The 12,654-nt window shown below is 75.1% G+C and carries 10 protein-coding genes; 5 read left to right on the top strand and 5 right to left on the bottom strand.

The features are described from left to right. Positions 1–56: 56 nt before the first annotated feature. A complete protein-coding gene (locus ACIP5K_RS29830) occupies positions 57–674 on the bottom strand; it encodes a TetR/AcrR family transcriptional regulator (protein ID WP_401414489.1) in 618 nt (205 codons plus the stop codon). A 218-nt stretch (positions 675–892) separates the two neighbouring features. Between ACIP5K_RS29830 and ACIP5K_RS29825 the strand changes: the two genes are divergently transcribed. The 3 genes from ACIP5K_RS29825 to ACIP5K_RS29815 all read left to right on the top strand — a co-directional run bounded on the left by ACIP5K_RS29825 (position 893) and on the right by ACIP5K_RS29815 (position 4,898). Beyond that, on the top strand, positions 893–2,389 hold the full coding sequence (locus tag ACIP5K_RS29825) for an APC family permease (RefSeq protein WP_401414488.1): 1,497 nt from the start codon (positions 893–895) through the stop codon (positions 2,387–2,389). Beyond that, the gene (locus ACIP5K_RS29820; RefSeq protein ID WP_401414486.1) at positions 2,389–3,489 is read left to right on the top strand and encodes an alcohol dehydrogenase catalytic domain-containing protein; all 1,101 of its coding nucleotides are present in this window, start codon (positions 2,389–2,391) and stop codon (positions 3,487–3,489) included. The genes ACIP5K_RS29825 and ACIP5K_RS29820 overlap by 1 nt, the downstream gene beginning before the upstream one ends. Positions 3,490–3,563: 74 nt before the next feature. Next, positions 3,564–4,898, top strand: coding sequence for an NAD-dependent succinate-semialdehyde dehydrogenase (locus ACIP5K_RS29815; RefSeq protein WP_401414485.1), 1,335 nt, complete (start codon positions 3,564–3,566; stop codon positions 4,896–4,898). Positions 4,899–5,007: 109 nt separating this feature from the next. Here ACIP5K_RS29815 and ACIP5K_RS29810 read toward each other — a convergent pair whose 3' ends face one another. Both ACIP5K_RS29810 and ACIP5K_RS29805 read right to left on the bottom strand, forming a co-directional pair. Beyond that, positions 5,008–5,622, bottom strand: a complete 615-nt coding sequence (locus ACIP5K_RS29810; protein ID WP_401414484.1) for a GNAT family N-acetyltransferase — start codon at positions 5,620–5,622, stop codon at positions 5,008–5,010. Next, complete coding sequence (locus ACIP5K_RS29805; RefSeq protein WP_401414482.1) at positions 5,615–7,693, bottom strand: penicillin acylase family protein; 2,079 nt, start codon at positions 7,691–7,693, stop codon at positions 5,615–5,617. The genes ACIP5K_RS29810 and ACIP5K_RS29805 overlap by 8 nt, the downstream gene beginning before the upstream one ends. An 80-nt stretch (positions 7,694–7,773) precedes the next feature. Here ACIP5K_RS29805 and ACIP5K_RS29800 point away from each other — a divergent pair, with 80 nt between their 5' ends. After that, positions 7,774–8,496: a siderophore-interacting protein gene (locus ACIP5K_RS29800; RefSeq protein WP_401414481.1), complete on the top strand. Its 723-nt coding sequence runs from the start codon at positions 7,774–7,776 to the stop codon at positions 8,494–8,496. A 45-nt stretch (positions 8,497–8,541) separates the two neighbouring features. Then, positions 8,542–8,982, top strand: coding sequence for a PPOX class F420-dependent oxidoreductase (locus ACIP5K_RS29795; protein WP_401414479.1), 441 nt, complete (start codon positions 8,542–8,544; stop codon positions 8,980–8,982). A 33-nt stretch (positions 8,983–9,015) separates the two neighbouring features. On the opposite strand, the gene ACIP5K_RS29790 is transcribed toward ACIP5K_RS29795, so the two are convergent. Beyond that, on the bottom strand, positions 9,016–10,848 hold the full coding sequence (locus ACIP5K_RS29790; protein ID WP_401414478.1) for an ABC transporter ATP-binding protein: 1,833 nt from the start codon (positions 10,846–10,848) through the stop codon (positions 9,016–9,018). Then, positions 10,845–12,539, bottom strand: a complete 1,695-nt coding sequence (locus ACIP5K_RS29785) for an ABC transporter transmembrane domain-containing protein (RefSeq protein ID WP_401414476.1) — start codon at positions 12,537–12,539, stop codon at positions 10,845–10,847. The genes ACIP5K_RS29790 and ACIP5K_RS29785 overlap by 4 nt, the downstream gene beginning before the upstream one ends. Positions 12,540–12,654: the final 115 nt, after the last annotated feature.

Below are 12,654 nucleotides of genomic sequence, written 5' to 3'. Positions count from 1 at the left end.
GCGTATGCCCCGACCGCAAACCAGGCCCGCCGTCCCCCGGGAGCACGGGCGCCGCGTCAGGCGCGAGGCGCCCGCAGGCCGCCCGCGGGGAGCTCCAGTTCGGCCTCCGCGAGCGTGCGGGCCAGGTCCGCCAGGGGATCCGTGCGCCGGTCCGCGGTGGTGTTGATGTAGGCGCCGGCGCCGTCGACCACGGCGAGGATGCGCACGGCCGCCCCCCACGGGTCGCCGCAGGCGAAGTCCCCCGCGCGGACGCCTTCGGCGACGATCTCCTCCAGCCGGTGGCACCAGCGCAGCTCCTGGCCGACGACCTGCTCGTGCAGCACCGGACGGTAGCGGGCCAGGTGGCGCGCGTTCAGCCAGAGCCTGCTGATGTCGTCGAACTCGGCGCCGGAGATGAGGGTGAAGAAGCGTCGCAGGGCGTCCAGGGCGCCGGGCCCTTCGCGGCCGGGGGCCGGTTCGGGCAGCAGGCCGTCCAGCTCGGCCAGCGTGGCCGCGGCGAACGCCTCCGCCACGAGTTCCTCGACCACCGGGAAGTAGTGGTGGATGAGGCCGGGCTGCACCCCGAGGTCGTCCGCGATGCGCTGCCGGGTGACGCACTCGAGACCTTCCTGGAGCGCGACCCGGGTCGCCGCCGTGACGATCTCGTGGCGGCGCTCCGCCGCGGACTTGCGCACGCGTTTCCCTGGACCCCTTGACGTCATGGCGATGATGCTATTGGCTAAGCAGCCAATGATCAATTGGCTGTACAGCCAATTAGCGGCCGGTCCTCAGGACGACCGCCGTCGCCCGGCCCGCAGCGGGATGCGACGGCGCACCGGAGGCCGACTCCCCTCTCTGTGCGAGCGGCGCCGTACGGCGCACGCCACGCCCGTAGCGATGCCAGGAGAAGAACGTGGACCACACCCGCGCCGACGCCGGTGAGCTGGCGGAATACGGCTATGAGCAGGAGCTGAGACGCACCCTGTCCCCGTGGGCCGTCTTCGCGCTCGGCTTCGCGACGATCTCGCCCGTCGTCGGCATCTACGCCGTCGTCCAGCTCGGGTTCGTCTCCGCGGGGCCCGCCTGGATCTGGGCGGTCGTCGTGGCCTTCCTGGGGCAGCTGCTGGTGGCCACCGTCTATGCGGAGCTGTCCTCGCAGTTCCCCGTCACCGGGGGCGTCTACCAGTGGGTCCGGCGACTCGCCGGGCCACGCCTCGGCTGGCTGGTGGGCTGGATCTACCTCGCCTCCGCCATCGCGTCCCTGACCACCGTGGCCTACCTCGGCGCGTCCTGGCTGCACCTGCTCGTCAGCGACGCGGCCCTGTCGCCGGGCACCCACGTCCTGCTCGGCGTGGTCTTCATCGCCGTCGCCCTCGGCATCAATCTGCTGGGGGTCGAGCCGGTCAAGCACTTCCTCAACGCGGGCATCGTCGCCGAGGGCGTCGCGTCGATCGCCGTCAGCGTGGTGCTGCTGCTGTTCGCCCGCAACAACGGGTTCGGCATCCTCTTCGACACCCTGGGCGCCGGGTCGGGCGGCTCCGCCGCGGCCGGGTTCGTGACCTGTCTGGCGGTGGCGGGCTGGGCCTTCCTCGGCTTCGACGCGACCACGCAGGTCGCCGAGGAGACCCGCCGGCCGCGCCGCAGCGTGCCCCGGGCCCTGCTGCGCTCCTACCTGTTCGTGGCCTTCACGGTCCTGCTCACCTCGATCGCCGTGACCCTCTCGCTGCGCAGCCCCGGGGACGCCGTCTCGGGGAAGACCGCCGACCCCGTCTTCGAGGCGGTGACGCGAGGGCTCGGCGACTGGAGCGAGAAGCCCTTCATCGTCGTCGTCCTGATCGCGTTCTTCGCCTGCGCCATCTCGATCCAGACCTACATCGGCCGGGCCGTGTACGCCTTCGCCCGGGACCGGCAGCTGCCCTTCTCCGCCCGGCTCGCCGTCGTCGGGCGCCGCCAGATCCCCTGGGTCTCGCTCACCGCGACGGCCGTCCTCGCGGGCCTCGGCCTGGTGCTCGGCCTCAACGGCAACGCGGCGGCCACCCTGATCTCCTTCGGCTCCGGCGGCTTCTACCTCATCTTCCTCACGGTGGCCCTCGTCGCGCTCGTCGCCCGCCTGCGCGGCCGCTGGGACCCGTCGGCGGGCGAGCTGCGCCTGGGCCGGACCGGGCTGGTGGTGAACGTGCTCGCCGTCGTGTGGCTGCTGTTCGAAGCGGTCAACATCGCCTGGCCCCGCGCCGAGCTCGCCCCGCCGGGCGGCAGCTGGGTACAGGTCTGGGCCGTGATCGTGGTCTTCTCCGTCCTGCTCGTCCTCGGCCTGGCGTATGTCCTGACCGCCAAGCCGCACACCCGGCCGCCCGGCCGCACCACCCCCTCCGTCACCGTCCCTGCCACCGAAGAAGTCGAGGCGTCCTGATGTCCGCGCACACCTCCCCCGCCGTCACCTACGACCCCGTGGCGGGGCTGCACACCCGGCAGGTCACCGTGCGGCCCCCCGGGCCGGGCGAGGTCGGGATCGACGTCCGGGCCGCCGGGGTCTGCCACTCCGACCTGCACATCCTCACCGGCGACTGGCCCAGCGACCGTCCGCTGGTCCTCGGCCACGAGGCGGCCGGGGTGGTCTCGTCCGTCGGGGCGGGGGTCACCGGGCTGGCCGTGGGCGACCACGTGGTGCTGTCCTGGTTCGCGCCGTGCCGCCGCTGCCGCAAGTGCCTGGCCGGGATGGCGTGGCTGTGCACCGGCACCCGGGCCGTCGCCAACACCCTGCCCGACGGCACGACGCCGTTCACGGACGAGCGGGGCGAGGAGATCTGGCCGTATCTGGGGCTCGGCGCCTTCACGAGCCGGCTGGTCGTCCCCGAGTCGGCGGCGGTCAAGGTCCCCGACGAGCTGCCGTTCGGCATCGGGGCCCTGCTGGGCTGCTCCATCTCGACCGGCGTCGGCGCGGCCATGAACACCGCGCAGGTGCGGCCCGGCGAGTCCGCGGTCGTCATCGGCGCCGGCGGGGTCGGCCTGTCCGTGGTGATGGGCCTGCGCCTGGTGGGCGCCGACCCCGTCATCGCCGTGGACCTCTCCCCCGAGCGCCGCGCCGCGGCCGAGCGGTTCGGGGCCACCCACACCCTCGACGGCGCCGCGACCGACGTCGCGGCCTGGTGCCAGGAGAACCTCGGCGGGGTCGACTACGCCTTCGAGGCCATCGGCAGCCCGAAGGTCATCGAGACGCTTCCGGGCATGCTCACCTCCGGCGGGGCGGCCGTGCTGGTCGGGATGGCCGCCACCGGCGCGACCGGCGCCTTCGACCTCTTCGACCTCGCCGACCAGGGCAAGCGCATCCTCGGCTGCAACTACGGCTCCAGCGTCGGCGCCCTCGACATCCCCAGGCTGGCCCGCCTCTACCTGGCCGGCCGGCTGCCCCTCGACGAGCTGATCGGCAGCGTGCGTCCCCTGGCGGAGGCAGCCGCCGCCTTCGAGGACCTGAGGTCGGCCGTCGGGACCCGCACCATCCTCGAACCGTAGGCTTTCCGCAGAGCCGGTCCGCGGCGCGGACCGGCCCGGCACCTCCCCCACCCGCTGCTTTTTCTGGAGACACGATGTACGCCGTCACCGACCCGACCACCGGCACGACCACGCAGACCTACCCCACCGCCACCGACGCCGAGGTCACCGCCGCCGTCGAGGCGGCCCACGCGGCCACCGCCTGGGGCCGCGACAGCACGGTGGGCGAGCGCGCGGCGCTGCTGCGCCGCCTCGGAGACCTGCACGCCGAGCACCGCGACGAGCTGGCGGCCGGGATCGTGCGGGAGATGGGCAAGCCGCTCCCGGAGGCGGAGGGCGAGGTCGACTTCTGCGTCGACATCTACCACTACTACGCCGACCACGCCGAGGAGTTCCTGGCCGACGAGGAGCTCGACGTCGTCTCCGGCCCGGGCCGCGCCGTGATCCGGCGCCGGCCGGTCGGCGTGCTGCTCGGGATCATGCCGTGGAACTTCCCCGCGTACCAGGTCGCGCGGTTCGCCGCCCCGAACCTCGCCCTGGGCAACACCATCGTGCTCAAGCACGCCCCGCAGTGCCCCGGCACGGCGGCGCTGCTGGAGAAGCTGTGCGCCGAGGCGGGCTTCCCCGCCGGCGCCTACGTGAACGTCTACGCCACCAACGAGCAGATCGCCGACGTGATCGCCGACCCGCGCGTCCAGGGCGTCTCCCTCACCGGCTCGGAGCGGGCCGGTGCGGCCGTCGCGGAGATCGCCGGCCGCCACCTGAAGAAGGCCGTCCTGGAGCTCGGCGGCTCCGACCCGTTCATCGTGCTGTCCACCGACGACCTGGACTCCGTCGTGGAGTCCGCCGTGGCGGCCCGCCTGGACAACACGGGTCAGGCCTGCAACGCGGCGAAGCGTTTCGTCGTCGTCGCCGACCTGTATGACGCGTTCGTGGAGAAGTTCACCGCCCAGCTCCTCGCCGGACAGTCCGGGGCCCCGCTGTCGTCGGTCACCGCCGCCGAGACGCTGGCCCGGCAGGTGGACGCCGCCGTCGCGGAGGGGGCGACGCTGCACACCGAGGGCGAGCGCAAGGGCGCCCACTTCCCCGCGGGCGTCCTCACCGGCCTGACCACCGAGCACGCCGCCGCACGCCAGGAACTCTTCGGGCCGGTCGCCATGGTCTTCTCCGCGGCCGACGAGGACGACGCCCTGCGGATCGCCAACGACACGCCGTACGGCCTCGGTTCGTACGTCTTCACCACGGACCCCGCGCAGGCCGAGCGGGTCGCCGCCGGCATCGAGGCCGGGATGGTCTTCGTCAACGGCGTCGGGGCCGAGGGCGCGGAGCTGCCCTTCGGCGGCATCAAGCGCTCCGGCTTCGGCCGGGAGCTGGGCCGCCCGGGCATCGAGGAGTTCGTCAACAAGAAGCTCGTCCGCACCGTCAAGTAGACGTAGCGGGCGCGGGACACGCACCGGGCGGGCGGGTGCGCGCGGGCTCCGGCCCCGGCCGTGGATCACGGTCGGGGCCGGAGCCCGTCGTGGCGGTCGTTCCCGGCCGTCAGACCAGCAGGTCGGCGACGGCCTCGCGGCGCAGGAAGGCGAGTTGCGCCCGCTTCTGCGGGAGGAAGACCTCCGGCAGGTCGATCTCGGGCAGGACCACAGCGGGCCCGGCGGTGAAGCCCAGGCGGAGGAACCGCTGGACGGCCTTGTCGTTGCGGACGTCCGGGTCCACGACGATGCGGCTGCGGCCGGGCAGGCCCAGGACGTACCGCAGGAGGGCCCGGGTCAGGGCCGCCGTCCAGCCGGCCCGGCTGCCCGCCGCGTCCGCGGGGGCGAGCAGCAGATGGATGCCGATGTCACCCGGTTCGACGTCGTAGCACTCGCTCACCCGGTCGGCCTCGGGCTCGTAGGTCTGGAGCAGCGCGACGGGGGTGCCGTCCTTGAGCACCAGGAACGCGTGGTGGGTGTCCAGGGTCGCCATGTGCGCGTACACGTCGGCGACCTGATCGCGCGTCAGGCCGGTCATGCCCCAGAAGACAGCGCGTTCCTCGCTCACCCAGCCGTGGACGACGTCGGCGTCGCGGGCGGCGTCCAGGGCGAGGATCCGGACGGTGCCGAAGCCGTCGAGGGTGTGCTCGGAGAGGGTGGTGCGGGAGGCGTACGGGTCAGACATCGGTTTCCTTGGTCAGTAGGGCGAAGTCGGTGACGACGGGGACGAGTGCGCCGGTGAGCCACAGGGCCTGCTGGTCGGCGCGGTGCGGCGAGTCGGTGGGGCCGCCGGCGCCGTGCGGCACCACCCATCCGCTGTGGCGCCGGTCGGCCAGGTCCCACACGTAGCGGGCGGCCGGTCCGCGCGCGGCGCGGTCGGTGAGGCCGGGCACGGCGGAGGTGCACAGCACGCAGTCGTGGTCGCCCGCCAGGCCGGGTTCCGCCGCGTCGGGGGTCCGCGGGTCGGGCAGGGCCCGCCAGGGGGCGAGCCGGTGGCTCTCGCCCCAGGCCCGCGGGGTGGTGGCGGCGACGTCCGCCAGTGCCTCGCGGACGAGCGCGGCGCGGTCGATGCCGTACAGGTCGTCGGCGCGCAGCAGGTGTTCGAGGGCGTAGCCGACCCGGACGACGAAGGCGAGCCACGGCTGGAACACCTCGGGGTGGGGCGGCGGTTCGGCCACCGCGGCGAACGCCGGGTGCGCGGCCAGTCGGCGTACGACCGCGCCGCGCAACGCCGAGTAGGCGGCGGCGTCCGCGCTCTGGGCGTCCATGTGGCGGTCCCAGGCCAGGAGGCGGTCGCGCAGTGCGGCGGCCGCGGGGTCCGGCGCGGTGACGGAGGCGACCAGGTCGAGGAGGGGGCCGGCGGAGCCCAGGAGGGTGTCCATGTGGATCGCCGCCATGTCCGCCGCCGTCCACCGGTCCTTCCGTGCGAGCAGGGCGGTGATGCGGTCGGCGCGGTGCGGCGGGGCGAACTCCACACCGAGCGGGGCGGACGGTCCGCGCTGGTTGGCCATGACGGCGACGCCGTCGGTGAGTCCGGCGCGGGCCGGGGTGTGCCAGCCGCGCCAGGTGTACCGCTGGTCCCAGGCCGGGACGGGGCCCTGGCCGTTGGCGGCGGCCCGTACCGGAACCCGGCCCGCGACCCGGTGCAGGAGGCCGCCCCCGGTGTCGGCGGCCTGGACCACGTTGACCGGCTCGACCCAGCCGTCCAGGGCCCGGTCGACGTCGGCGACCCGGCGGGCCCGCAGCAGCGGCAGCAGGGCGCCGAAGCCGAGGTCGCCGGTGACGCGGGGCGGGTGGCGCAGGCTGAGCGCGGCCGGGGACGGGTCGTCCGCGCCGTCGGGCCCGCCGGCGACGACGGGGCCCCGGTCGGTCTCGACGACCTCGACCTCGACGGTGTCGCCGCCCGCGACGTGGATCAGCTCGGTGTGCCGCTCGGCGCGGTGCCAGGCGCCGTCCGGGCCGAGTGCCTCGACGCCGTCCCCGGTGCGGCGCAGCCGCTCCTCGTACAGGTCCTGGTAGTCGGCCATGGCGTTGGTGATCGACCAGGCGACGGTGCCGGTGTGGCCGAAGTGGGCGATGCCGGGGACCCCGGGGACGGCGAGGCCGACGACGTCGAACTCCGGGCAGGACAGGTGGATCTGCTGGTAGACGCCGGGGTCCTCGATCCAGCGGTGCGGGTCGCCGGCGAGCACGGCGTGGCCGGTGGTGGTGCGTTCACCGGCGACCAGCCAGCCGTTGCTGCCCGCGGTGCCCGGTCCGTCGGCGGCGAACAGGCCGACGGCGTCCGGACCGAGGTGCGCGCTGACGTGGGCGCGCCAGAGCTTGGCGGGGAATCCGGCGAAGAGGATGTGGGTGGCGAGCCACACGGCGAGCGGTGTCCAGGGTTCCCAGCGGCCGGGGGCGAGGCCGACGCGGGCGAACTCGGCGCTCGGCGCGGTCTCTTCGGCCAGCCCCTCGTTGACCCCGTCGACGTAGGCGCGCACCCAGTCGGCCGTCGCGGGGTCGGTCTTCTCCAGGTCGGCGAAGCAGCGGCGGGCGGTGTCCGCCAGCCGTGCGCGGCGGGCGAGCCGGTCCCAGGCCAGGGCCTCGGGTCCGAGGAAGGAGGCGGAGGTGCCCGCCGCCCGGTGCCGCTCGACCTCCAGCTGCCAGGCGCGGTCGCGGGCGGTGACCCGGCCCTGGGCGCGGGCGAGTTCGTCCACGTCGTCCGCCCGCAGATGGGGGATTCCCCAGGCGTCGCGGTATATCTCGGCGCTCACCCCTGCGTCCCTACTTTCTTTAGGTTAGGCTCACCTAACTATTGTCCGTGTCGAGATCGTACGCGAAAGGTGAAGAAGTGATGGCGCAGGGGCGGGGCTGGGAGGGCGCGGTACTCAAGTTGATGCGCGCCAAGGACTTCTCCTTCACGGTGACGGAGGCCGAGGACGTCACGCCGGACTTCCGGCGGCTCCGGCTGACCGACGGCGGCATGCTCGCCGCGACCGGGGTGCATCCCACGATGTGGGTGCGGCTCTGGTTCCAGAACGGGGGCAGGCCGCACCAGCGGGCCTACACGCTGGTCGACCCCGATCCGCGGACGGGGACCTTCGGCCTGGAGTTCGCCCTGCACGAGGGGTGCGCGAGCGACTGGGCGCGGGCCGCGCGGCCCGGCGACACCATCGAGGCGACCGTCCAGGGAACCGGGTTCGAGGCACCAGCGCCCGCGCCCGGCCGGCTCTTCGCCGTCGCCGACCCCGCCTCGCTCCCGGCGCTCAACTCCCTGCTCGACACGCTGGGCCCGGTCCCCGCGACCATCTGGTTCGAGGGCGATCCCGCCGGCCTCCCGCTGCGCGCCGATCCCGCACGGCACGAGGTCCGCGCCGTGCCGCGCCGCGAGGCCGGCCGGCACCTGGTCGAGGAGGTGCGGACCGCCCTGCCCGCGCTGCTGCGCCGGGCGCCGGAGCCGTATCTGTGGATCGCCTGCGACACCGCGACGACCCGCGCGCTGTCCTCGGCGGCCCGCAAGGACCTCGGCCTGCCCAGGCAGCGGGTGCACGCGCTGGGCTACTGGCGCGCGAGCTGAGCGGCGCCGGGGAATCCCCGGTGCCGCGGGGGCGTTGGGCTGGGCATGACTGATCCTCAGGCGCACGAAGACGCCCTGCTCCAGCTCGCCGTCGACATCGAGGAGGGCGTTCTGGTCACCCTGAAGCGCGACGGCCGCCCGCAGCTGTCCAATGTGTGGCACGTCTACGACCCCGCCGCCAGGACCCTGCGCGTCTCCGTCACCGAGGACCGCGCCAAGACGAAGAACCTCCGTCGAGATCCCCGCGCGTCCTATCACGTCACCAGCGCGGACCGCTGGGCCTGGACGGTCGCCGAGGGCACCGCGGAGCTGTCGCCCGTCGCGGCGGATCCGCACGACGACACCGTGGAGGGCCTCGTCGCCCTGTACCGCGACCGCAACGGCGAGCACGAGGACTGGGACGACTTCCGCCGCGCGATGGTCCGGGACCGGCGCGTCCTCCTCACGCTCCATGTGGAGCGCGCGTACGGGCAGTCGGCGAGCTGACCGGCCGCTCGACGGAGCCGGCGACCGGGTCGGTCACGGTTCCCGGGCGGGCCGTTCGCCGGACCAGGCGGCCCAGAGTTCGGCGTAGCGGCCGCCGGCGTGGGCGAGGACCGCGTGCGGGCCGCTCTCCACGACCCGGCCGCGCTCCAGGACGACGACCCGGTCCGCGGTGACGGCCTGGGTGAGGCGGTGGGCGACGATCAGCGCGGTGCGGCCGTGCAGCGCCCGGCGGGCGGAGCGTTCCAGGACGCGGGCGCCCGCGCTGCCGGCCTCGGCCGTCGCCTCGTCGAGCACGGCGACGGCGGGGTCGGCCAGGACCAGGCGGGCCAGGGCGAGTTGCTGGGCCCGCACGGCGTCGAGGGCGTGGCCGCCGTCGCCGACGACGGTGCCGAGTCCGTCGGGCAGTTCCCGCGCCCAGTCGAGGGCGCCCACCGCCGCCAGGGCGGCGTGCAGCGCGGCGTCGTCGGCGTCCGGGCGCGCCAGCCGGAGGTCGTCCGCGAGCGGCCCGGCGAACACGTGCAGTTCCTGGGAGACGAGGACGGCCGCAGGCCCGGCGCCGGGGCGGGCGGCGACACGGGTGACCGTGCCGTCGGTGGGGTCCTGGACCCCGGCGACGATGCGGGCGAGGGTGGACTTGCCGGCGCCGCTGGCCCCGACGAGCGCCACGTGCTCGCCGCGGCGCAGCGTCAGGGAGACGTCGGCGAGGACGGGTGAGCCGGTGCCGTAGCGGTGGCCGACGCCTTCCGCGCGCAGGACGGTCTCCCCCGGTCCGGCCGCGTCGCCGCCACCGCCAGGACCGGCGGCCGGGGCACCGGCGAGGTCGGTGACGCCGACCAGCCGGGCGAGGCCCGCCAGGGCGGACTGCGCGTCGTCGAGCAGGACGAGGGCGGCGTTGACGGGGCCGAACAGGTTGTGGAAGTAGAGGGCGGCGGCGGTGGCGGTGCCGATCGACACGGCGTCGGCGCGCACCAGGACGAATCCCGCGTACAGCACGGCGACGAGCCCGATGTACTCGGCGATGTGCAGGCGGCCGTAGAAGCCGAGCACGAGGCGGGTGCCGCGCAGGCTCAGGGCGACGGCCGCGCGGGAGCGCCGCGCGATCTGCTCGGTGTGGGCCGCCTCCAGCCGGTGGGCGCGGACGGTGTCGGCGCCGCCGAGCGTTTCGAGGAGTTGCTGCTGCTGCGCTCCGTCGGCGACGCGCTGGGCCGCGTAAAGGGGGACGGCTTTGCGGACGTACCAGCGGGCCGTGAGGATCTGGACGGGGGCCGCCAGGAGGGCGGCGAGCAGGAACCGCCAGTCGAGCAGCAGGAGTGCGCCCAGGGTCAGGACGATGGTCAGGCCGCTGCGGACGAGTTCGGGCAGGGCCGAGCCGACCGCTTCGGAGACCCGGGCCACGTCGGTGGTGACCCGGGCGGTGAGGTCGCCCGCGCCGGCGCGTTCGAGGCGGTCGGCGGGCAGGGCGAGCGCCCGGCGGACGAACCGCTCCCGGAGCCGGGCGAGCGCGGTCTCGCCCAGCCGGCCCAGCAGGGCGAGGCCGAGCATCGTGGCCACGCCCTGGGCGAGTGCGACGAGGGCGACGAGTCCCGCGGTCAGCAGGACGTCGTGGGCGGGGCGGCGGTCGGCGACGAGGTCGACGACGCGGCCGATGAGGGGCTGGGTGAGCAGGCCGATCGCGGTCGCGGCGACGAGCAGAGCGGCGGCGCGCAGGGCGGCGGCGCGGTCGGGGCGCAGGAGTTCCCACGCGGCGGCCCGGGTCCGGCGGGCGTCGGCCACCGGCAGGAGGTCGTGCGGTGCGGGCCGCGCCGAGGGCCCGTCCTCGGGTGCGCGCGGCGGGGCCGGTATGTCGGTGCGGGGCGTCGTCGTCATGCGAGCACCGCCGAGCGGTACGCGGCGTGGGACCGGACGAGTTCGTGGTGGGGGGCGTCGGCGGTGACCCGTCCGCCGTCCACCAGGACGACCCGGTCGGCGGCGGCCAGGAGGGCCGGGCTGCTGGTGACGAGCACGGTGGTCCGTTCGCGGCGCAGGGTGCGCAGGCCGGTGGCGATGCGCGCCTCGGTGACCGCGTCCACGGCGGTCGTCGGGTCGTGCAGGACGAGGACGGGCGGGTCGGCGGCCAGCGCGCGGGCCAGGGCGACGCGTTGGCGCTGGCCGCCGGAGAGCGCGCGGCCCCGCTCCCCCACGGGCGCGTCGAGGCCGCCGTCCAGGGACGCGGCGATCTCGTGGACGCCGGAGGCGCGCAGGACCTCGTCGAGGCGGAGGCCGGGCGCGGCGGCGGCGGCGGTGACGTTGTCGAGGAGGGAGCCGGAGAACAGCGCGGCGTCGTGGGCCGCCACGAGGAGGCGGGCGCGGGCGGCCCCGCTCGCGGCTCCGTCCAGGGCGACGCCGTCCAGTTCGACGTGTGCGGCCGTCCGGTCCGCGCGGCCGGTGAGGCAGCGCAGGAGGAGGGAGGCGTGGGCCGGGGCGATGACGACGCCGAGCAACTCGCCGGGTGCGGCGTGGAGTTGGAGGCCGGCGAGGTCCTGTCCGGGCAGGCCCCGCACGGTGAGCGTGCCCGCGCCGGGGGCGACCGGCCCGGTGGGCGCGGGCGGCACGGGCGGGGCGCCCGCCGCGTCGGCGTCGGCGATCCGGCGGGCGGAGGCGCGGGCCCGGGCGAACTCGGCGGTCGCCCAGGCCATGCCCTCCAGCGGGCCGGGCAGGAACAGCGCGAGGCCCACGGCGGCGACCAGTTCGCCCAGTCCTATGCGGCCGTCCAGCGCGAGCAGCCCTCCGGTGTACGCGACGAGCGCGATGAAGACGCCGGTGAGGGTCTGCATCAGTCCGCTCTGGAGGGCTTCGGCGCGGGCCGCGCGCACGGTCGCCCCAAGTGCCCGGCGGCTGCTGAGGCGGTAGCGTTCGGCCGCCGCCGCGTGCGCTCCGAGTCCTTGCAGCACCCGGACGCCGACCACCAGGTCGGTGGCGACGGAGGCGGTCTGTGCGGCGCGGGCCTGTTCGGTGTGGCTGCGCTGCTCCAACGGGCGGGCCAGCAGGTGGCCGAGGAACATCAGGACCGGGGTGCCGAGCAGGATGAGCAGGCCGAGCGTCACCGAGGTGCGCAGCAGGAGCACGGCTCCGGCGCCGACCCCGACCAGGGCGCCGACGGCGATGGGCACGGCGACGCACAGGGCGCCCAGGCGGCGCGCGTCCTCCGTGGCCACGGTCGTCAGGGCGCCGGGCGTGTGCTCCGGCCCGGCGCGCTCCGCCCGGGCGAGGGCCCGCTCGACGAGTCCCATGCGCAGGGTGTGCGCGGCGCGTTCGGCGGCCTGCTCGGCCAGCCGGGAGCCGAGCCGGAACCCGCCCGAGAGGTACACGTACACGACGGCGAGCACCCCGGCCCACCGTGCCAGCGCGATCCCGTCGTGCGGGACCACGGCTCGGTCCACCACGACTCCGATGAGTACGGGCACCAGGGCTTCACCGATCTGGTGAGAGATCCCGAGGACACATCCGGCGGCGACGGCACGGCGCTCTCGGCGCACCACCGCGCGCAGGACACGTCCGGCCCCCTTCGACTGCTTCACGACCCCACCCCAAACACAAAGGTGAGGCTAACCTAACTCACCGGATTGTTTTCGGCCACGTCGGTACGGAGGGCGGGCCTGAACACCCGTTCTGCGGGCAACCGCCTCTTAGTCA

This window comes from Streptomyces sp. NPDC088785, assembly GCF_044750685.1.
In the GTDB taxonomy this organism is placed as follows: domain Bacteria; phylum Actinomycetota; class Actinomycetes; order Streptomycetales; family Streptomycetaceae; genus Streptomyces.
The sequence above is the reverse complement of the archived record's forward strand: the minus strand, read 5'-3'. Positions and strand labels throughout refer to the sequence as shown.